14 protein-coding genes and 5 tRNA genes are annotated in these 21,476 nt (G+C 33.1%); 4 read left to right on the top strand and 15 right to left on the bottom strand.

Annotated elements, in window-relative coordinates:
- Positions 1-20 precede the first annotated feature (20 nt).
- Positions 21-1,556 (bottom strand): SulP family inorganic anion transporter, encoded by a 1,536-nt coding sequence (locus ACOOWA_RS14450; protein WP_421376243.1) that lies wholly within the window; start codon positions 1,554-1,556, stop codon positions 21-23.
- Between the two features lie 729 nt (positions 1,557-2,285).
- Here ACOOWA_RS14450 and ACOOWA_RS14455 point away from each other — a divergent pair.
- Positions 2,286-2,702, top strand: a complete 417-nt coding sequence (locus ACOOWA_RS14455) for a transposase (protein WP_421376244.1) — start codon at positions 2,286-2,288, stop codon at positions 2,700-2,702.
- 23 nt (positions 2,703-2,725) lie between these two features.
- A complete protein-coding gene (locus ACOOWA_RS14460) occupies positions 2,726-3,067 on the top strand; it encodes a helix-turn-helix domain-containing protein (RefSeq protein WP_421376246.1) in 342 nt (113 codons plus the stop codon).
- Positions 3,068-3,112: 45 nt separating this feature from the next.
- On the opposite strand, the gene ACOOWA_RS14465 is transcribed toward ACOOWA_RS14460, so the two are convergent.
- The 3 genes from ACOOWA_RS14465 to ACOOWA_RS14475 all read right to left on the bottom strand — a co-directional run bounded on the left by ACOOWA_RS14465 (position 3,113) and on the right by ACOOWA_RS14475 (position 11,178).
- The gene (locus ACOOWA_RS14465) at positions 3,113-7,924 is read right to left on the bottom strand and encodes a DNA repair ATPase (RefSeq protein WP_421376248.1); all 4,812 of its coding nucleotides are present in this window, start codon (positions 7,922-7,924) and stop codon (positions 3,113-3,115) included.
- A 403-nt stretch (positions 7,925-8,327) separates the two neighbouring features.
- Positions 8,328-10,337: a flotillin family protein gene (locus ACOOWA_RS14470; protein ID WP_421376250.1), complete on the bottom strand. Its 2,010-nt coding sequence runs from the start codon at positions 10,335-10,337 to the stop codon at positions 8,328-8,330.
- Positions 10,338-10,530: 193 nt separating this feature from the next.
- A complete protein-coding gene (locus ACOOWA_RS14475) occupies positions 10,531-11,178 on the bottom strand; it encodes a hypothetical protein (RefSeq protein ID WP_421376251.1) in 648 nt (215 codons plus the stop codon).
- A gap of 111 nt (positions 11,179-11,289) precedes the next feature.
- On the opposite strand from ACOOWA_RS14475, the gene ACOOWA_RS14480 reads away from it, so the two are divergent.
- Entirely contained in the window at positions 11,290-12,006 is a 717-nt protein-coding gene (locus ACOOWA_RS14480; RefSeq protein ID WP_421376252.1) for a helix-turn-helix domain-containing protein, read from the top strand.
- A 186-nt stretch (positions 12,007-12,192) separates the two neighbouring features.
- Complete coding sequence (locus ACOOWA_RS14485) at positions 12,193-12,639, top strand: VOC family protein (protein ID WP_421376253.1); 447 nt, start codon at positions 12,193-12,195, stop codon at positions 12,637-12,639.
- Here ACOOWA_RS14485 and ACOOWA_RS14490 read toward each other — a convergent pair.
- The 11 genes from ACOOWA_RS14490 to ACOOWA_RS14540 form a co-directional block, all read right to left on the bottom strand.
- Positions 12,636-14,921 (bottom strand): hypothetical protein, encoded by a 2,286-nt coding sequence (locus ACOOWA_RS14490; RefSeq protein WP_421376255.1) that lies wholly within the window; start codon positions 14,919-14,921, stop codon positions 12,636-12,638. The two genes, ACOOWA_RS14485 and ACOOWA_RS14490, sit on opposite strands and share 4 nt — an antisense overlap.
- Before the next feature lie 118 nt (positions 14,922-15,039).
- Positions 15,040-16,137 (bottom strand): slipin family protein, encoded by a 1,098-nt coding sequence (locus tag ACOOWA_RS14495; protein WP_421376257.1) that lies wholly within the window; start codon positions 16,135-16,137, stop codon positions 15,040-15,042.
- 948 nt (positions 16,138-17,085) lie between these two features.
- Positions 17,086-17,634: an exonuclease domain-containing protein gene (locus ACOOWA_RS14500; RefSeq protein ID WP_421376259.1), complete on the bottom strand. Its 549-nt coding sequence runs from the start codon at positions 17,632-17,634 to the stop codon at positions 17,086-17,088.
- Between the two features lie 126 nt (positions 17,635-17,760).
- A complete protein-coding gene (locus ACOOWA_RS14505) occupies positions 17,761-18,324 on the bottom strand; it encodes a metallophosphoesterase family protein (RefSeq protein WP_421376260.1) in 564 nt (187 codons plus the stop codon).
- Between the two features lie 11 nt (positions 18,325-18,335).
- A complete protein-coding gene (locus ACOOWA_RS14510; RefSeq protein ID WP_421376261.1) occupies positions 18,336-18,707 on the bottom strand; it encodes a cyclic-phosphate processing receiver domain-containing protein in 372 nt (123 codons plus the stop codon).
- A 24-nt stretch (positions 18,708-18,731) separates the two neighbouring features.
- The gene (locus ACOOWA_RS14515; protein WP_421376263.1) at positions 18,732-19,217 is read right to left on the bottom strand and encodes a ribonuclease H-like YkuK family protein; all 486 of its coding nucleotides are present in this window, start codon (positions 19,215-19,217) and stop codon (positions 18,732-18,734) included.
- A 73-nt stretch (positions 19,218-19,290) separates the two neighbouring features.
- Positions 19,291-19,364, bottom strand: a tRNA-Leu gene (locus ACOOWA_RS14520).
- 838 nt (positions 19,365-20,202) lie between these two features.
- Positions 20,203-20,274, bottom strand: a tRNA-Pro gene (locus ACOOWA_RS14525).
- 68 nt (positions 20,275-20,342) lie between these two features.
- A tRNA-Lys gene (locus ACOOWA_RS14530) sits at positions 20,343-20,416 on the bottom strand.
- Positions 20,417-20,517: 101 nt separating this feature from the next.
- Positions 20,518-20,591: transfer RNA gene (locus ACOOWA_RS14535), tRNA-Ile, on the bottom strand.
- 90 nt (positions 20,592-20,681) lie between these two features.
- Positions 20,682-20,754 (bottom strand) — tRNA-His (locus tag ACOOWA_RS14540).
- Between the last annotated feature and the right edge of the window lie 722 nt (positions 20,755-21,476).

Consider the following 21,476-nt stretch of genomic DNA (forward strand, 5'->3'; position numbering starts at 1 on the left):
AAAAAAACACTTACAATCCACTATTTATCCGGCATAACTTTATATGTAGGATCTTCCTGGATATTGACCTCTATCACTGCTTCAGCATTTTTTAACATTTTTATTGAATCTTCGCTGAGATGTTTCAAATGAAGTTTCTTGTTTAACTGACTGTATTTTTTTGATACTTTATCTAAGGCATCAATAGCACTCATATCCACAATCCGGCTTTCTTTGAAATCGATTACTACTTGCTCGGGATCATTTTCAGGATCAAATTTATCTGCAAAAGCAGTAACAGAACCAAAAAACAGCGGCCCTGAAACTTCGTAATATTTAATCCCGTTTTTATCTAAATACTTTTTTGTTCTGATTCTTTTCGCATTATCCCATGCAAAAACCAACGCAGAAATAATAACGCCAACCAAAACTGCTAATGCCAAATTATGAAGAATAATCGTAATTAAAGCTACTGTAATTCCTACAAAAATATCAGATTTTGGCATTTTATTGACAATTCTAATCGAAACCCATTGAAAAGTACTTATTGCAACCATCATCATCACTCCAACCAAAGCTGCCATCGGAATTTTTTCAATAAACGGAGCTCCGACCAAAATGATAACTAAAATAGTGAGAGATGCAATAATTCCGGAAAGCCTTGCTCTTGAGCCTGCATTTAAATTAACTAAAGTCTGGGCAACCATTGCACAACCGCCCATTCCTCCAAAAAAACCATTCGTGATATTGGCCAAACCCTGCGCAACAGATTCTTTATTGGCACTTCCTTTGGAATTGGTGATTTCATCAACCATTGATAAAGTTAAAAGAGACTCAATTAAACCAACTCCTGCCATAATTAAAGCATAAGGAAAAATAATCTGTAAAGTTTCGACTGAAAAAGAAATGCGCGGAATATGAAAAACCGGCAAACTTCCGCTGATGTGGGCAATATCCGCAACGGTTTTTGTATTAATTCCGAAACCTAAAACAATTCCAAAAACAATCACTATTGCAACCAGAGAGGCAGGAATAACTTTGGTGATTTTTGGAAAAAAATAAACAATCGCAATCGTTAAAACCGTCAAACCTGCCATTATATACAAAGAGCTTCCTTGTAACCAGCTTACAGCTCCATTTGCATCAATTATTTTAAACTGCTCAACCTGTGCCATAAAAATAATGACCGCTAAACCATTTAAAAAACCATACATTACAGGTTGCGGAATTAATCTAACAAATTTTCCAAGCCTGAAAGCTCCGACCAATACCTGAAAAATTCCGGCAAGAACTACCGTTGCAAAAAGACATTCTACACCGTGAGTTTTTATCAGGGCAATTAAAACAACAATTGTAGCTCCCGCTCCACCGGAAACCATTCCGGGACGGCCTCCTAAAATTGAAGTGACTAATCCCATCATAAAGGCAGCATACAAACCAATCAAGGGCGAAAGTCCGGCAAGTATGGCAAAAGATAGCGATTCTGGAATCATAGTCATTGCGACAGTGAACCCAGCCAAAAGTTCATTTTTATAATTGATTTTCTTTGTGAAGTCGAATAAATCTATTGATCGCATAGCAGTTTATAATATTATCAAAAAAAACATAAATTAATTATTAAAATAAAATATAGTTTATAAATATACTATTACTATCCTCTTATTCAATCTATTTTTTTGACGTTACAAAAATAAGACATAAGAGTCACAATTCAATTTTTCCTGAAAAACTTTATATCTGAAAGAAAGTGTATATAATTGAGAATCTATACGAAAGCCAATATTTAAAACATTATTTTCTTGTATTAGCCGCTATTTAACAATCATTTCTCAATATTAATTAAATATTATTAATGTTTATTGAATAATAAATTGTGATTTATTCATTAATTTTTTCTACTTTTGACATGCAAACAAGATGATAATTAACCATAATTTTATATTAGAGTAAAAATATTATGTTAAATAGTGTAATGTAATATCGAAGAATGAAGATTTATAAAACAAAGAATTAAAAACCTTTATTAAATCACACTAATAGTCTTTATTATTATTTTAAACTGTTATCTGAGATAAAAAGCTCATTGTAAAATCTTGTTTCACCAACCAATCACAAAGCACAAATTGCTGAAAATCATATTTATACAATTAGTAATCAATTAATTTTGTAAAGTAATGAAACAGCAGGGAATCAAAACCCTATCATTTTGCCATAGAATAAATTCTCATTTTTCTTAAAAAGGCAGCAATAACAACTTCTTTACTTGATAAAATATGATTAATTTAAAAAAAATTAGTTTTTAATAAATGTTATATAAAAATATACATATAGGTACGTACATTAAGGAAATGGTAGAGAGCAAGAATATTGCTCTTGAAAGAATATGTAATTTTCTGGGCAAAGATGAGGATTTTGTGGAGAATGTATACGAAAGCCAATCGGTAGACACAGACGTTCTTCTAAGATGGAGTAAACTGCTGGAATTTGATTTTTTCAGATTATACAGTTCACATCTTATTTTATATGCGCCACCTTCAGCTGTTAATAAAACAGAAAAAAAGAGCGAAACAACCCCACAATTCAGGAAGAATATTTACACCCAGGAAATAAAAGATTTTATCCTGAACAGAATAGAAACCGGAGAAATGACTCAGGCAGACGTCATTAAGGAATATTCTATCCCGAAGAGTACTTTGCATCGCTGGATTCAGAAAAAGAGATAACACACCGAAAAATATTATATCTTATGAGGCCAAATTACAACAAGATCTACGAGGATCTGCTCAAAATGAAGCATCCCGAAAAACTGGAATGCCCAAAAGTAAAAGAACAGCTTGGAAAACTTAATTCAACAGAAGAGATTTTAAAATTGAACGAAAGACTTTTCAAGCCCAATAAAGAAACTGCAAAAACAAATCAGCAGTTGAAAACTTACGATAAAAAGACAATGATAAAACTTTTAAATTATCAGAAAAAACACAGTCTTTCAACGAGTTTTATGTCTAGAAAATACAGTATCAGCCGAACAACTTTTTCTAAATGGAAAAAAATACTGGAAGATGAATTGATTGAAACTTCAAAAAAATAAAAAAATACTACGCAAATTGCGTAGTATTTTTTTGGGGTTGATAAATTAGCTCTTCTTTAAAACATCTTTTATCCCATCCAAACCTTCACTGAACTGAGCTAATAAAGCTACTATCTGCGTCATTCTGTCATTATCTCCCAAACCTTTAATCATTTTATTTGTAACGAAAGTTTTCTTGATCTCTTCCCAGCGTAAATTTTCATCTTCAGAAATCAGATTCATTAATTCTTTTAATTTAAGCATATTTGATTCTGCTCCGGTCGTCAAAGTCTGAGATTCGTTTTGATAATGATTTAAAACAATCTGCGTCACTTCCTCCTCTTTTAAAATAGGGTGAATCTGAGCAATCAATTTATTCATATTCCGGTAAGATCCCTGCAGTTTGAAAGACGGCTCATTCCTGTAATCATCAGACATTGCTGCAGAAGAAATATATTGTTTGTTGACTTTTAAAACAATATCTCTTACTTTCAACGTATTTTCAAGCACTTTTCTAAAATCTGAAATCTCGTTTGAACTGAAATTCCCTTCCAAATCTACATTCGGCGAATCAGACTGAATACTTTCGTATAAATTGTATAGATTTATCATTCCGAACTGCGTCAATCGGGTAAGATAATCGTTTGACATTAAAGCATTTTCGATTAGACTTAAATCAAATAACTCCGATTTACTGCCTGAAATTTCACCTAAATTATAGGTATCAGAACGATTCGCCAACATATCCGGAATTCTGAATTTCTCCCCACTTTCTGTATAAGGATTTCCGGCCATCACGAGGCAGAAACGTTTCGATCTTAAATCATAGGTTTTGCTTTCGCCATTATAAATTCCTTCAATTTTTCTCTGTCCATCGGCTAAAGAAATGAATTTCTGCAGAAACTCGGGATTACAATGCTGAATATCATCGAGATACAAAATTACATTATCGCCCATTTCCAAAGCTAAATTCAACTTTTCGAGTTCCTGTTTTGCACCGGCATTTTTCGCCTCACTTGGATCAGTTGAAACTATATCGTGACCGATTGACGGACCGTTGATTTTCATAAAAACCAATCCCATCCGGTCTGCCATGTATTCCATCAAAGTCGTTTTTCCGTAACCCGGAGGCGAAACCAAAAGCAGCATTCCCATTCTGTCGGTACGTTTATCATTTCCAACCGTTCCCAACTGTTTGGCCAAATTTGCTCCGATTAAAGGAAAATAAACATCATTAATCAATCTGTTTCTCACAAACGAACTTAAAACCTGAGATTTGAAAGTATCGATTTTTAAATCTTTCTTTTTATCAGAAACCCATTTCGCTTTTAATTCCTGAAGCTGTCTGTACTTTGGAACGACAACTTCATTGAAATTGGATAAACGAGAAATGAATTCATAATAATTTACAGCATAACCGACATCTTTTTCTAAAGATTTTAATCCTTTTAGAACCGTTTCATAAGCGATGTGAAAAATATTTTTAGCGTCAAAATTCTGTGTCACGAAAAATACGGCTGCTTCTTTTCTAACATCATCTTCAAAGCTTGATCCTGAATTAAATATAAACGCATTCAAAGCGCTTTCTGCAATAGAAAAACAAGCAGCAGGATACTGTTTCAAAGCATTAAGCTGGTCGATAAGCTCTAAATCTTTACCTTTTTCCTTTAAATCTTTTAAAAATAATTCATACAATAAACCTGCTTTTTCTGAAACCACAAACGCTGATTTATTTTCTCTTTTAAGATAAATTGCGGCATTCAGATAATTGATTTCGGCAAAAAGATGATTATTCTGAGCAAAAGATTCTATTTCATTCGATAATTCTTCATTTAAATATTGAAAACCTTTATCCGTTGTAAATGACTTTGAAATTAAATCCGCTGCTTCAAACTGTTTTTGGTAATATTCTTTTCTCTCCTGATTTAAAAAATACCAGAACAGTTGCGCCAACGCTCTTTCTTTGGGAGTAAACTGCATTAAACCCAATTCATTATGCATCTGCTGAAGTTTTGAAACAATCACAAGAGCATCTTCATCATGAATTCCTTTTACCAAACCTTCTCCAAAATGCTCAGTCATAAACTGCTGAATTGCATTTCGGTTTTGTTCTTCAGTATTGATATTTTTATTTAGCGAAAAGATATTCCACGCCAAATATTCAAAACGTCTGACTTGCTGATTCTCTGAAATATATTCCTGATTCCAGACTTCTTTATAATCTGAAATCGTTTCAAAATTTAAAGGCTCGTAAAATCCGGTTCCCGTTAAGTGATAATAATACCGTGCATTTCTCATCACCAAAGTCAGGTCTAATTTCTGACGGTTGACCGCAAATTTATAATCCCCTAAAGCAATCACATTTTCGCCGTCTGCGTAAATTTCCTTTTTATCTTTAAGTTTTCTGACCGATTCCTGCTGAGAAGTTTTCAGTAAAGTCTGAATTTCTTCCGCTTTGGCAGAGTCCTCCATTTCCATCAACTGTCGGGAAATATCACGGACTTTTTCAACCATTAGATCGGTTGCAAAATATCCGTTAATTTCATTTTCAGAATCAAAAGATTCAGATTTTGTCTGAACAGATTTTAAAATTCGCAGTGCAGAATCGTACAAACTTTGTGTACGCTTGTTTCTGGATTCTGTTAACTGAACTCTCTTGTTTTGAAAATGACCGTAAACTTCTTCACGCTTTTCGCCTATATTTTGTATGAATTCATCAAAATCAACGAATTTCGTCTCCATTTCTTCTAATTGAATGGAAAGTTTGGTCAGGTATTCATCACATTGTTCGGGAGTTTGGGAAAGTTCCAGAAAATTGATTACCGATTGGTCAAACAACATCATTTGCGCCTGAAAATCAGCAGACAATTCCTTTCCTGAAATTTCTCTTTTCCTTTTTGAAAGTTCTAACCGTTCCTGATTTAATCTCGCAAAAATCAGGGAAATATTTTCAATAATCTGCGTAGATTGTGAAGTGTCTTCAATTTTCAAATTATTGACAATATCCACCAAAAGTTCGAGCTGTCCGGATAAATTATTAATTTCTTCCTCAATCGATTTTGCATCAATTGCTTTCTGTAAATTGATTATATTTTCAGAAATAAGCTTTGCTCTGTTTTGATACGGAAGCAACGCCTCGTCCTGCAACAGGAAATTCACACACGCATTGGAAAGTTCTTCTGATCTTTCAGCCAATGATTTTTCCAGAGAATCGAGAACCGCAATATCAACATATTTCAAATCTCGTGCACCGGTAATTTCACCGCGCAACGCTCTGATTTGAGAAAGCATATCGATATATTCCGTTAGTTGAGAATAATGAATTCTTTTGGTTTCATCTAAAATTTTCTCGCAGGCAACTTTGATTTTTTCAACGGATTCGCCTGTATTTTTCTTCTGCTCGACAACCTTTTCGTATTCATTAATCGCAGAATGGGCAATACTTCTGATTTCCTTTAAAGGCTGGTCGAGATTTTCAACCTCATCATCCGCAAGGAAATAATACGCATCTAAAATAGTCGTGGAAAGCTTAACAATATCGTCGTAAAGCCCGCTGTAAGAATCTTTTTTATTTAAAAGTGTAATCAGCTCCTGACTTTCAGCCATGACTCTTACAATATCTTTATTCCCGATTTTATAAAGTAGTGTGTCTGATTTTTCCGTATTCGGCAACAATTCTTTTGAATATGGAGTCTGCCAGATTTGAGCTAAATGATGCTTTGTCGTTTCAACACTTTCTCTTAAATAGATTAATTTTCCATCATTTAAAATCGAATATCCGCTACAACGAATCGGTGTTTCAATGGTTTGGGTAATGATATTATACGAAATCAGCTGATAATTATTGGTTTTATCATCGTAGAAAACATACATGAAATTCTCACCGTTCGGCTCCTGAATCGTTTTCAGATAATGAAGTCTGTTGACATCCTGAGAAATCACTTTCAAACCACCCGTTTGCAAAGCATAACCGTTTGAGAACAAAACTCCCTGATTTTCCGGAAGCAAAACCGCCGAATGCTTCAACGTATCAACTCTGGAAACCGTTTTTTCTTTATGGTTGTAAATGAAATATCTTTCTGTTTCCTGATAAGGTTTAATTTTAAATAAAACCAAATTATCCAGATCACAAAAATAGATTTCCGCATCATCAAGATTCTGGTCTTTATGAATGACATCTTCAGAATAGATTCCTTTTCCGGTATCGGTATTGTCTTCAATTTTTATGGTTAGATCTCCACCGATGGATTCCACAAAAACTTTATCCGCCAAAGAAACGTGCGGGAATTTTCCGCTTCGCTGCATATCTCGGGTCGCTTTCGTCCATAAAAAACCATGTTGCGGCGGATACGTGACTTCCGAAGCACTTCTGGAATCAACGTATATCAATTGATTGTCTTTAATCAACCATTTAAACGCTTTGATATCCGACGTACTTTCAGACAACTGAAAAACCATATACAGATAGTTTTCGGTAAAATGGAAGCGTGCAAAAAATGTATTTCTGTAATATTTATAGAGATTTTTGAACTCATCAATAAAGATTTCATCATTGATCAGCGACGAATCACGAGGTTCAAATCGATCATCATTAATATTGTAGATTGAAAAAACATCAGTGATATTAATCTCTGTCTGCAAACCCAAATGTGCATTAGAGCCAAAGATCAAAGTATCTTTCAGCGAGAAAATATCTTTGGCGACGCAATTGTGCTCCGTAGAAATTCTTTCGTTGGCGATGAGTGAAAAATCTACTCCGCCGAAAATCTCTTTACGGTTTTCGTTCAAGTTCTGAAGCCTCTGAATGAGATCATTTTTCTGCTCATTCAGACGGTTCTGAATTATTTCGTATGTCCCTGAATTGAGTTGTTCTGACATAGGTTTTTATATATTTGATGAATGATGATGGATGTTTGGTGTCATCATCGCTCAGTTATGTTTTGGAAAATACTGCGGTGATTTTAACGCAAAGTTCACCAAGATTTTTTTTGAAAATATTGTGTTTATTTTTCCGTTCGCAATGGCGTTGCACTCAGCTAAGACCTAAAGCTATTTTAAGTTTTGGCTAAAGCCGAATACATCGACCTTTTTTTTAACGGGCTAAAGCCCGTTTCTATTGAATTAATTATTCAAATCAAATACCTTTAGAAAAAAAAACTCTCAAAGTATCATTGAAAATCACACAATGAGAGTTTTACAATATAATTTCTTGTTTTTATGGATAGGATTTTATCCTATCCTTTACAAAATCGTCCTTTCAGGACTTTTAGAGATTTTCTGTTTATCTGATTGGTTTTTGGTCGATGCCTAGATTTCTTGCCATATCCATTGCTCTGTCAAGAAGTCCTCTTTCCTGTGGGTTGGCAACATTATTTAATTTAAAAATAAGACTTGCAATACTCATATTTTTGATATCTTCCGAGGAAACGTTGTATTTTTCAACCATTCCCATTACTTTTCCAATGATGTTTTCGCCGTCGCCTAAAAGGTTTTCTTTTACCAAAGTTGCATTTTCACTGTGGCTGATAAATTTATCTAAACCTTTACCTGCAGAAACCTGGCGAATCACGTTATCAAAGAAAGTATTATCTCCACCTACGATATCAATTTTTGCAGACTTGAATGCTTCTGCTAAAACTCCGGCTTGAGCCTGTGCAATTTCTTTCTGAATTGAGATTTGCGCCAACTCTACTTCTTTTTCTTTTGATAAAGTCAGTCTGAATTCTTCGTGTTCTTTTCCTGCGTCGTTCAGTTTTTTCATCGCTTCTGCCTTTTCGGTAATTCCGGCAGCTTCCGCTAATGCTTTTTCTTTGATAACTTCTGCCTGAGCAATTCCTTCTTTTCTTTCAGCTTCAGCTTTTTTCTCAATAACAATAGACTCTACAATTCCCTGTCTTTCGGCTGCATCGGCTTTTGCGTGAAGAACCTGAGCTTCAGATAAACCAACCGTAGCTTCCTCTTTCGCTTTAGCATCAGCGATAATTTTTCTTGCTTCTGCTTCTTTTTCAGCTGCGTCACGTTTTGCCTGAGCTTCGATGACGTATTTCTGAGCATCTTTCTCAGCAGATAATTTTCTGGATTCTGCGGCTCTTGTTTCCTGAATTAATTTCTTTTCAGCTTCCTGAGTTGCCAAAGTGATTTCTACCTGCTTCGTTCTGTCGGCGGTTTTAAACGCTTCCAGATCTTTAATGGTTTGCTGTTCTTCAACTACAGTTTTTTCCATTGTCAAACGCTCACGGATTGCATCCTGAATATTTTTCTTCTCTAACTCGATTGCTTTTTCTTTTTCAATCTGAGCTAAAGAAACAATTCTTTCTCTTTCTGTAGCTTCCAGCATTTTGTCTTTCTGCACTCTTTCCGTTTCCACCAAGTCTGCACGCTCTTTATTCTTAGCAGCGATAACTACCTGTCTTTGCTTATTTTCTTCGGCAATTTGCAGTTTTTCTTCGGTTGCAATACGAACAGTTTCATATTTTAAACGCTCTTCTTCTGTAACTTTTAAAATTTCTGCATTTTCACGGGACTTAATATTCGCCACCTCTCTTTTCTGAGATTCTTCTTTTTCAGCCAACTGTTTTTCCAGTTCTAAAATCGCTTCACGGGCTTCAACATTCTGTTTTGTAATTGTTTTTTCCTCATCTCTTCGAACCTGATTAGCCTTAATGTTCTGAGTCGCCGTTAATTCTGTAATCTTTTTAATCCCTTCTGAGTCTAAAATATTGTCTTTATCTAAATTCTCGATTTTGGTCTGTTCCAAATAATCAATCGCACAGTCATCCAGAACATAACCGTTCAAATCTGTTCCGATGATATCCAAAATTTCCTGGCGGAATTCGCTTCTCGCTTCGTACAGCTCGATAAATTCAAACTTTTTGCCGACCGTTTTCAGAGCTTCCGAAAATTTAGCCTCAAATAATTCTCTCAAAGTATGAATATCCGAAGCCCGCTGACAACCGATAGTCTGCCCAACATTCACAATATCATCCGCTGATTTATTAACTCTGATAAAGAAAGCCACCTGAATATCGGCTCTCATATTATCTTTACAAATCAATCCCGCTCTTCCTTCTCGGGCGATTTCCAGTTTTTTTACGGAAATATCCATCGATTCCATTCTATGGATGACCGGAATAACAATTCCTGCGTTGAAGAAAACTTTCGTTCCGCCATAACCTGTTCTTAAAATCACAATTCCCTGAACCGTTTTTTTATACATAGATAAAATCCAGAAAATCAATCCGATGGAAGCTATCACTATGACAACAATTCCTACAATCAAAGGTGTATTCATATTTTTATAGTTTATTTATTTAATGTGTTTTTGTTTTTAATTGAAATTATTCGAACCATTAAGTTTGATTAAATTTTTAAAATGGATTAAGGAAATATCTGCAGATATTTTTTCAGCGCTCACTTAATAAGATTTATCTGACCTTTAAAAACTTAAAACTTTTATATTCTTAATGTTTCAATCTTCTCATTTTTTAAAATTTAATTTCCTTGGCTACGTAATAATACTTTCGTCCTTCTGCTTCATCAACTATGTATACTGTTGTTCCGTGCTCGATCATTTCACCATCTTTGCTTTTTACCATTAAGGTCATTGGGTCGCTTCCGATAAAAACTTCCAAAATCCCTATTTTGTTTCCGTGGATTGTTGATTTCATTCTGCCCTGTCTTCCCAAAAATTCATGTGGAGCTTCTCCTTTGTGATTAATTTCTCTAAAAAATGGATTGAGCGGTTTTAAAAACATTTTAGTCAATAGCATACTTACTAAAAACATAGGAACAATTAACAATGCTGAAATCCAAATTTCGAATGAAGCAAAAACTTCGAGATAAATTGAGCCTAGCCAAGTGAGAAAAAGCGAAATTGTAAGAAAATAAGTAATCGGAACAATATCGAGATTCAGAAATTTTAAAAAATGAATCCATGCAGAAGGGTCATCCGGAATATGAACATGACCATCCGGTGCATTCGTGTCAATATCAAAATCCGCATCAAGCCCGATGTCAATATCCAAACCTGTAACAATCGTGAAGAGCCAATAAATAACCGCCAAAATAAGCAGCACGCTCAAAACGGTGTTGACCGGCGAAAAAGCTAAGGTTAAAAATTCTTGAAAGTTCATATCTGGTGTTTTTTTTTTAATTTTAATTATTATCAATAAATACCCAATTTTCATTTAATATTTATTGAGATCCAACCTAAATTACAAACTATAACTGTTTATTTCTTACGGATGTTCACAAATATAATAAAAATTTGCCATAATGCAAATATTATTAGCAAAATATTTAAATTTAATCTTACATTTGCAAAAATAATTAGACATATGAGTTTTTTCGGAGCTAATATTAAAACAATAAGACAGGCAAAAGGTTTGAGTCAGCAAGCATTCGCAGATTTATTTGAATTAAACAGAGGTGTAATTGGTGCTTATGAAGAAGGACGTTCTGAACCAAAAATATCAACATTACTCACTGTCGTGCATTACTTTAATCTGGATTTAGATAAATTTTTAACTGTTCCTTTAACTGTGGATGATTTAAATAAACCAGAAAATTTTGAAAAATTTCAATTATCATTTAATTCAGATCTTCCCTATCGGGAAAATAATTTTGACAATAATGCTAAATATAACTCACTGCAAAAAGCATTAGCAAATATTGATTTAATCTATGAATTCTGTGAAAACACATTGATTTTACCAAACTACAACATAGGAGATTTTTTATTTTTGATAAAATCTAATATTGCAGAAGAAAACTCTGAAACTTTATTGTTTATAGAAAATGGAAATTTAAAATACCTTTCATCAATTCCAAAAGAAATACATTCAGAAAAAGAGATTTATAAAATTGCCGGTTATCTTGCTTTTGACCAAAAAAACATCCTCTCCAGAATATTGGAAAGGATTGAGGTTTTGGAAAGAGATAGAAAACAGCATCAAAAATAAATTATTCTACCTGTTGTGCATTTATGGGAAAATATTAAACAAACTGAAAATCAATTTTGAAATTGGTGAAACCATTCGTGTGATTTGTGTTTAGAAAAAATCTATCATTGATTTTAAATAAAGGAATCACTGATTTGAAATTTTTGAAAATCTCTTTTATAGCTTTGTTTAATTAAATTTAAGACGATGATTAAAGGATTATACGAGACTCACATTCAGGTAAGCGATTTGGAAACTGCCACTCAATTTTATACTGAAGTTTTAGGATTGGAATTGGCTCACCGGGACGAAACCCGACCGATTGTTTTTCTATGGATTGGAAAAAATAAAGAATCGATGTTGGGATTGTGGGAGCAAAAGGAAAATTTGCAGACGAGACATTTTGCTTTTTCTGCCGATAAAGATGATATTTTAAATTATTCTGTTGAGTTTTTGAAAAATAAAAATTTAAAGCCTTATAATTTCCTAAAAAATGAAACTATTCAACCCATGGTTTTCTCGTGGATGCCGGCTTTGGCAATTTATTTTAATGATCCTGATGGAAATCAACTGGAATTTATCTCGATATTGGAAGGTGTGGGAAAACCGGAATTGGGAGTGATTTCTTATGAAGATTGGTTGCAATACAATTAAGCTTTTAATAATAATTGAATAATCAGCTCAAGATAAATATCCATCATTGCCATCCTTTTATCATCGTAATAAAAGGAATAGAGATCGGAATAATCTGCAGATTGCAATAATGCAAAGCTAAGTTTGTTATCAAAATTATTTTCAAATTGACATTCTATAGTTCCAGAATCAAGAGATATGATAAAATGCATTTTGAATTTATTGTCATAATTGCAGTCCGTTTCTATTTTATAAGCCGATTTTTTAATATTGGAAAAGACAATATTAAAATTCGAATCAATAATCGGAAGATCAGATGGTTTTTCATTTTCTCCCAAGAAGTAATAGTAACAGTTATCGTCCAAAGCAATTTTAAGTTTTGAATCTGACATGAACAGATCAATTCCCGTATCCCAATGTGATCCTTCTTTTCTGAAATACATTGTTTCTTGTTCAAATTCCTTGAAAGGATAAGCTTTTTCTTCAGGAACAAGAGATTTTAAACTTTTATAATAAGGTTGATTTACAGCACTCATACTGAAGAAATATTCATTTTCATATTTTTCTTTTGAATAGAAATCCGGGCTGTAAGGTTTGCTTCTGTCAACATAGTTTTCAATTTCTCCTTTATGATTAAAATTCACAAAGATGGATTCGGCAGAGCCTTTATCGGTGGTATGATGGGGTTCGAAAAAGTTGTAATGAATTTTTTGTCCTGAAATAAGTTCTTTTGTACGTTCTTTAAAAGTAATTTTACTTATTAATCTATAAAAATTATCATAAACAACCGTTCCCGAATATTTTACCTGCGAAAAATCTTCAACATCACGCACCAAAAAATCATAAACGATATAGGTATTTTCTAATCTTCTGTTGTAATAAATAGTGTTTCTGCCTAAATAAAAATCTTCTAAATTCGGGATTTCTTTTACATGATGATGATAACTTTCCGTGTATTGTTTATATGTTTTTTCTTTAAGATCTTTTTTTGAGAATGCTTTATAAGTTGTTTTATTTTTGGGCAAATCGTTTTCGAAAATTTCTTCAATATACTCGTAAAGTTCCTCCGCTTCTTCTTTTGTAATGATCTCACCCAAATGATTTCTATAAATTTCTCTGTAAGATTTAATTAAAAATCTCGATTCTGGAATTTCCGGCTTTGCAGACAGATAATATTTACCATAATCCGAGTTAAAAAAACCTCTATTTCGTAAGTCAGAAATATAAACATCTTCTCCACTCCAACCATCATCAATTGTGATGTATTCCGTTGTCAATACGCCATTTTCATCATAATAAAACCCGTCATACTCATTATCATCGCCATCATAATAGGCGTCTTTTCTTGTAAACTCAACATTTCCTTTCAAATCGAATATTTGACGAAAAATACTTTTATCCAATATATCAAATACTTCTATACGTTTTCCGGTGAATATATTTTTTTTGTATTCTTCTATCTCCCATTTCGTAAAACCGTCTCTCTTTTCTCTCAAATAATTAATTGTGACATTAATATTTATATCTTCTAATTTTAAAGTCATCGGAAAATTGTCATAAACAAAATAATCTTTCGAATAAACTTTAAACCCTGAAAACCTAATCGTTCTCTGATGGATATTGTTTCGATATATTCTCTTTTCGAAACTTCTTTTAAAAAAAGCTTCCTGCAGTGTTACTTCTTTTTCTACCCCAAACTTCTCTGAAAAGTATTTACAGGTTTCGGTTTCAATTATTTCTCCTGACGGAATCATCGGGAAAAAATTAAGATAGTAAGAATCATCGTTTTTTTCGTTACAATTTTTTGAAAATTCAGATAATTTTTTTTCTATTTCAGATTTCTTGAATGTAGGATTTCCACTTGAAAAATAGTAAATATCCAATTTATCACCATTGTCTCCATGCATTGTTTTTTTATTATGATCTGGCTGTTCGCCTTTTTGATAGACATTCAAGATTGAAATTATGCGATCTAAAGAATCTTTTATTTCATAATTTTCATATTGCCGTGTAAATAGGTAATATCTTGTTTTATGCAATAATGTATATTTTTGAAACAGCTTTTCTCTTATGATGGTCACTGCGGTCACGAAAACATTTTCAAATAAAATCTCTTCATCAGTAATATTGTCCTCCGAAATGTAAAGTTCTGCACTTAAAAGTTTTCCGAAAGCATATTCTTCAACCTTCTGAAGCACAACATCACAATAAAAATGTTTAAGATAGCTTGTATGCTCATGGAGCTGATCTTCATTCAATATCGTTTCTTTGTCTTTCAATGTATATATAATTTTTTGTCTCATTTTATTATCGTTTTAATTAAACGGATTTGCATCTGATTTTTGGTAAAATCATCCTTAAGGATCATTTTTGAATATAAAAGTAGAGACAGATTTTCATTTATGAAAATCTGTCTCTATATTATTTTGCGAAAATTTCTTTCAACTGAGAAACGATGTTGCTGTTTCCGGAAACGGTGATATCTCCAATTTTATCGGCGATTTTCTCCATATATTCCATTTCTTTCAGCTTCCAAAGTGTTTCGTTTTCTTCCATTAATTTCGCAGTGTTTAGCAAACTTCTCGTGGAAGCGGTTTCTTCACGTCTCATGATGCTGTTTGCCTGAGCTTTTTTCTCAGCAATCAAAACCTGATTCATGATTTCCTTCATTTCTCCTGTCAGAATTACATCTCTGATTCCTGCATCGGAAGCTTTCAAACCAAGATCTTCGTCTTTATTGTCAAGATTTTTCAGGATTTCTTTTCCTACAGAATCTTTTTTCACAAGCAGTTCATCCAATGTCAAAGCTCCAACGAATTCACGCAAAGCCAACTGCATCATAATATACAATTGCTTATCATATTCTTTGTTTTCCATCAACGCTTTTTCGATGTTTTCCACCTGAAAACGTACATAAAAATTGATACGAAGCATTGCTTTATCTTTTGTCAACAATTCCTGACCTGCAATTTCCATTTGCTGCATTCTTACATCAACAGATTTTACATCAATGGAAATTTCGTTGTTCCAGAAGTAGTAGGTTCCAGCTTCCAGAATTTTGATTAATTTTCCGTCAATCAGCAAAAGACGTTTATATTGATTCGTTACTACAAACTTTCTTACGAAATTTTTCAACTTCATATTTTCAAGAATTGTTTTAGAGATTTTCTCTGTAATTTCAACTTTTGCCAAGTCGATTTTTTGAAATTCTATGTTCAAAATTCCTTTCCAGAAAGCATATTGACCGACATTCAAAACTTCTTTGAAAATCCCGTTTTCGTACATCAGAACGATTTCACCGTCTTTCACTTCAACAACTTCCAACAGAGATTTCAGTCTTTCATTTTTCAATAAAAGAGTAAGATCAGTATTTGATTTAAATAAAGATTTCATATCGTAAGTTTCCACAGTTTTATTTCCGAAAATCCAGAAATTACCTTCTCTTAAAATCTCAATCAGGTTTCCGTTTTTGAAAACCAAACCTGTTTCATACGCCTTAATTTGTACATTCTTTATCATGGTTTTATATTTTAAATGGTTATTATTAAACTTGCAAAAAAGAACACATCAGTTTTCAAAAATCTTTAATTTCACTTTTGAGAACTTTGATTATCTAATTATTACTTTCAAATATCTTTTGTCTCTTTTGTGGTTAATTTAAAATCATCTCAAACATTTTTTTAATTTTAAAAGAAAAATCCGGAATCTCTTCTTCCAAAAACGGCGGAAGGGAAGCAATTCAAAAAAATTCCATTGAGCTGAGTATAATAATTTTAAATTTATTTTAAAAAGTTTTGATTTTAAACTTGATTTAACTTTGATTATTTGCGGACAAAAAACATTGTTAGATCATTGATATTAAAACTTTAACTTAAAAAAAATCCTATAAGAATTATTACCTCATAACTTAAATTTCATTTTCAGAAAACATCTTTTCTTACAGGCTTTTTCAAAATGTTGATTTAACAACTGAAAAAAATCCCAGACTTTCCTATGGTGAATATTTTTTGAGAGATATTCAAACTCGCTGATAAAATAGATTTTAAGTCTATTTTCAAACTACATTAAAAGTGTAGTGCTCTAACCAACTGAGCTACCTCAAAACTGAATTGAGAGAGGGATTCGAACCCTCGCATCCTAAGATTTCCATGCTATACCACTTAGCTACTGTATCGACTACAGGGAGGATTCGAACCTCCGTACCTAGAAAAATTACAGAAATTTTTTTGGAAAAATTCCTCAAACCTTCAGATCAAGTTGAACAGAAAGAGATTATGTTTCTCAACAAACCTTTCTGCAATGGTGATATACCGAAACACTCAACGTGACCTGCCTGATATTTTGACTAAAAATTTATTTTTCAAAATTTTAGTGTTGTTTCATTTTGATGATGCAAAGTAAAAAGGAAATTGCGCAATGTTTTTGCGTAGAAAAATTAATTAAAAAAATAATTAATTTTTATTTTAATCAGTTTTTCTGCAAGCACCAAAAAAGAATTTTCGCAATATTCTTCACATCATCCACACCTATGTGATGAGTTCCTTCCAATGGGATTTTCAGCTCTTTCAATGCTCTGTCCATTCCAACGCTTTTTCTTATCGGATGCAGCTGAGCAAATAATGTTTTCACATTAATATGATCATCACTCAACGGATAATCGACATTGAATTTTCTTGCCTGATTCTGAAGCATGTTTAGATCGTAGTTTCCAAAACTTGCCCAGGTTAGATTTTCAGGATCATAATCTGATCTCAGAATATCTAATGCATCTTCCAGCAAAATGCCTTCCTCATCAAGCATCTCTTGAGTAATAGAGGTCAGTTCCGTACAAAACGGACTTACTTTTGAGTATTGAGGTTTAACTAAAATACCTTCATTTTTGGAAATCTTACCGGTTTTTGCATCCATTATGCAAACTCCGATTTCTATGATTTCACTTTCCTGACCTCTCGGCGGTCGGTCATTCCAACACGTGGCTTCAAGGTCTATAATTAATATTTTATCTGTTGTTTTCATTTGTTTAAAAAATTTAATTGTTAATGGATGGAAGTTGGATGTGGGAAGATGGAAGTTTTTACAGTGCTTAATTCATTTCCTCTAGATTCAGACTTTTCTATCTTCCATCACCCAACTTCCAACTTATTAATTTCTTGGAGCAAACGGCGGTGTCCATTTTTTCTTTTTCATCAATTCCTTAACTTCTTCGTACGAAACCGGATAAAAATTATGACAATCTACACCGACATCGAAGCTCAATGCCGTTTCATCATCCGGCAAAGTTCCGTGTGAATGTCCGTAAAGCTGCCAAACTCCTCGATGCGAACCGTTCCAAGTTCTCATGGCGTAATGAAAAAGAATGATTTTCTGTTTACCGTTGCTGTTTTCAGGCTCATCAATTTTCAATTCGTGATAATCTCTAATCGAGGCGAATCGTTTAGGATAAGTTAATGCTGCGCCTTCATGATTGCCTTTTATTAAATGAATATTTCCGTTTAATCGATCTAAAATTTCTTTCGTGAAATCTGGTTTGCCTAAACTGACATCGCCTAAATGATAGACAGTGTCGTTCTCGCCAATTCTTTCATTCCATCTTTTGATGAGTTCTTCATTCATCTGTTCCAAAGACTCAAAAGGTCTTTCGGAGAATTTTATAATATTTTCGTGACCAAAATGATGGTCTGCCGTGAAAAATATATTTGGTTTCATTTTTTTTAATTTTAATAGTTTTTGAAATTTTTTAAAAGGCTCTCAATATTTTGCTTTCCAACAGGGTTCATTGAGTGGCAATAGAATTTTGGCAAATCAAAATAATTATCCAGACAATATTCTACCAGCCATTTCGCACAATCGTAGCCTGTTTTCTCGACAAATTCCTGAGAATTTGGTTCCAAATAATGTTCATCAGCGAGGTCGTGGTCAAAAGAGACCATCTCCGGAAGTCCTTTTTCCAAAATCCTTTTAACAAACTGCTCGTAATTCCGAACGATATGCCAGTCTTTTCTGAGGAAAATGTCCTGTTTCGTGTATTGATACGCCTCAATCGGATATCTTATATCATCCAGAAACAGTAACCTTTTTATGATTTCCATTGTTTTAATTTTTATTTTTTAAGATTAAACCATCATATCTGCACAATTAGAACTTGCAAACGCATAAGGTTTTGCTTTAAATACATATCCCATTCCCAAAATATATCCCATAGCATCTTTTAAAGCGACATTGGATTTAAAATCCGGATCGGTATTGATGTCGGCATGAACCTCCATTTCTACATCGTACATTTCCAGAATAGAACAGATGGCGTAAGCGATTTCTACGGATTTATTGACCTCATTCAGCATTCGCTCTTTGATGCTTATTTTCTGGATTTCTCTTTCTTTTCTGATAAAGGTAAACGCTCCTTTTCCTTCACGGATAAAGACAACTGCAGTCGCATAATTGATGGCGTCACCGTAAACATGGGAGTCTGAACCCACGCATACTTTCAGTCGGTGACCATTTTTCTGTTCGCGGATGATGGCTCCTTCTACCAAAGTTGTGATAGAGTTTCGGAAGATTTTTCCGTTCATATTCTGCCATTTTTGTTGTTGCGTTTCCATTTTTTCTACATTTTTAAGTTTGTTTTTGTTAAATTTTAAATTGTTGATTTTTATCTTTGTTTTCACAAAATTGTACGGGAAGAGGGAGTCGAACCCTCAAAATCTTGAGCCTAAGTCAAGCGCGTTTTCCAGTTTCGCCATACCCGCAAGTTGATGAGTGATAGGTAATTTTCAATGAGTAAATCTTCGCACTAAATTCCTATTCAATCTCTAAAAGTTTGCTGATTCATCAGGATTTGAACCTGAACTCCAAGAATCAAAATCTTGTATGCTGACCAATTACATGATGAATCAAGGTTGAAGAAAAACAAAGCCTGTCTTTTATTTTTTGTTTGATATAAGAACTTCTGCGCCCGACAAACTTTTATTTTTTCTTCGGAACAATTAATTTCGTCAATTGTTAATCGTGAATTCGCTTCGCTGGTCAATTTTAAAATTCACTTACAAAGCAAAATTCTCCATTGACTATTGACAAAATGTATTTGAGATGGTTATGGGATTGTTCATAATCGTTTTTGTTTTTTTATTTGAATTCACGAATGTTTCACATTTCAAAACCCACTCAGTTTTCACAACGGTTTTGCAGACCGCCCCTACTCTTCCACTTCGGCGAGCCATCGTTTTTGCAACCAGTTGTTGGTTGATAGTTAATAGTTTTTAGATAATTTCTATTCTAAAAAAATAAAGCCTGTCTTAATTTTTTGTTTGATGTAAGAACTTTTGCGCTTCGACAAACTTTATTTTATCTAAAAATTTATATTCTGTTAATTAATTTCCATATTTCTGTTTAATTGAGTTAAGAAAAAGTTTATCTATATAATATTGTGTTTTTGGCGTAAAGATCTTCTGCTCTCGACAAACCTTTTCTTTCCTCTTTTTGAAACAATTAACTTAGTGTGAATAGTGAACTGTCAATTCGCTTTGCTGGTCAATTTTTAAAATTCACTTACGAAGTAAAATTGAAAATTCACTTTTCACTTTTTTGTCTGGAAAGCAAGATTCGAACTTGCGACCTCCCGCATCCAAGACGGGTAAACAACCACCGTTATCTTTCCAGTTTTCAGATTCACTTCAAAATTCTTTTCCGAGAGACAGTCGGTATTTGAAAATCTCCATGAATCTTTGTAATCCCAGAAAGAATCGAACTTTCAACTCCCAGTTTAAAAGACTGGTGCTCTACCTAATTGAGCTATGAGATTGTTTTTAATTTTTGTGAATAATCAATTGTTAATTTGCTTCGCTTGTCAATTTTAAAATTCACTTACAAAGTAAAATTCGTTAATGACCGTTCACATTTTTGTAATCCCAAAAGGAATCGAACCTTTAACCTTCGACGTATCAGGTCGATGCTCTAACCGATTGAGCTATGAGATTGGTTTTAATTTGTAAATGATCAATTGTCAATTCGCTTTGCTCGTCAATTTTTAAATTCACTTGTTAAACAAAATTCACCATTCACATTTTGGGTTTCTCCGGGGATCGAACCCTGTTCTCCGGTTCCACAGACCGACGCTTTACCAAATAAGCTAAAGAAACCATAAAAAAAGCGCCTCTTTTCGGGAGGCGCTTTATATTTTTCAGATGTGTTGCTACATTAGCAGACCCATTTATATAAGCACCTTTTATCCACAAATTCATTATCAAGAATACATACAAATCCCATCGGCTCTTGTCCGTTTAGTTTTGAATACTGATTAGATATATTGTGTAAATGTTTCATTATATTCTTGTTATGTTAAAATTGTTTTTTTTAAAAGATTAAAAACGTGTTGCTTTTAATTTTCGGTTGCAAAGTAAAGATGAAATTTTATAACCAGCAAATTTATTTTTGAATTAATCATTTGAAAATCAATTAATTATAATTAAAATATAGAGTAGAGAATTTCTGTCCGCAATACTTCGCAGATACTTTTTAATACCTAAATGACTGTCTCTCATCGGGTTATTGATCACTCTTTATTTTCTTATTATTTGTTCATTATTTATTAAATAATTTTCACTTTTATAGTTATTTTTTTTCATTCTAAATAATTTCTGCCCTAAAAACACAAAAAACGCCCCGATTGTCGAGGCGTTTCTGCAGTATTTTGATTAAATTTTTACGAGTTTACGGTAAATAATTCTCAAAGCAAGCACATTTCGCCTCATTCCATATCATCCATCCATGTCCTAACGATCCCTTTATTACAGGGCGATCGCATAGATTCAAACTGATATGTGCTCTTTGTATTGTCATAATTTTATTGGCGCAAAGATAAA

The sequence above is a fragment of the Chryseobacterium sp. GP-SGM7 genome (assembly GCF_049166575.1).
Taxonomy (GTDB): Bacteria; Bacteroidota; Bacteroidia; order Flavobacteriales; family Weeksellaceae; genus Chryseobacterium.

What these genes read in the sequence shown, in the direction of transcription:
- ACOOWA_RS14465 (WP_421376248.1), bottom strand. Translation starts at nt 7,924, where the DNA reads ATGTCAGAACAACTCAATTCAGGGACATACGAAATAATTCAGAACCGT.
- ACOOWA_RS14470 (WP_421376250.1), bottom strand. Translation starts at nt 10,337, where the DNA reads ATGAATACACCTTTGATTGTAGGAATTGTTGTCATAGTGATAGCTTCC.
- ACOOWA_RS14505 (WP_421376260.1), bottom strand. Translation starts at nt 18,324, where the DNA reads ATGAAACCAAATATATTTTTCACGGCAGACCATCATTTTGGTCACGAA.
- ACOOWA_RS14515 (WP_421376263.1), bottom strand. Translation starts at nt 19,217, where the DNA reads ATGGAAACGCAACAACAAAAATGGCAGAATATGAACGGAAAAATCTTC.
- ACOOWA_RS14480 (WP_421376252.1), top strand. Translation starts at nt 11,290, where the DNA reads ATGTTCACAAATATAATAAAAATTTGCCATAATGCAAATATTATTAGC.
- ACOOWA_RS14495 (WP_421376257.1), bottom strand. Translation starts at nt 16,137, where the DNA reads ATGATAAAGAATGTACAAATTAAGGCGTATGAAACAGGTTTGGTTTTC.
- ACOOWA_RS14500 (WP_421376259.1), bottom strand. Translation starts at nt 17,634, where the DNA reads ATGAAAACAACAGATAAAATATTAATTATAGACCTTGAAGCCACGTGT.
- ACOOWA_RS14510 (WP_421376261.1), bottom strand. Translation starts at nt 18,707, where the DNA reads ATGGAAATCATAAAAAGGTTACTGTTTCTGGATGATATAAGATATCCG.
- ACOOWA_RS14485 (WP_421376253.1), top strand. Translation starts at nt 12,193, where the DNA reads ATGATTAAAGGATTATACGAGACTCACATTCAGGTAAGCGATTTGGAA.
- ACOOWA_RS14475 (WP_421376251.1), bottom strand. Translation starts at nt 11,178, where the DNA reads ATGAACTTTCAAGAATTTTTAACCTTAGCTTTTTCGCCGGTCAACACC.
- ACOOWA_RS14460 (WP_421376246.1), top strand. Translation starts at nt 2,726, where the DNA reads ATGAGGCCAAATTACAACAAGATCTACGAGGATCTGCTCAAAATGAAG.
- ACOOWA_RS14455 (WP_421376244.1), top strand. Translation starts at nt 2,286, where the DNA reads ATGTTATATAAAAATATACATATAGGTACGTACATTAAGGAAATGGTA.
- ACOOWA_RS14490 (WP_421376255.1), bottom strand. Translation starts at nt 14,921, where the DNA reads ATGAGACAAAAAATTATATATACATTGAAAGACAAAGAAACGATATTG.
- ACOOWA_RS14450 (WP_421376243.1), bottom strand. Translation starts at nt 1,556, where the DNA reads ATGCGATCAATAGATTTATTCGACTTCACAAAGAAAATCAATTATAAA.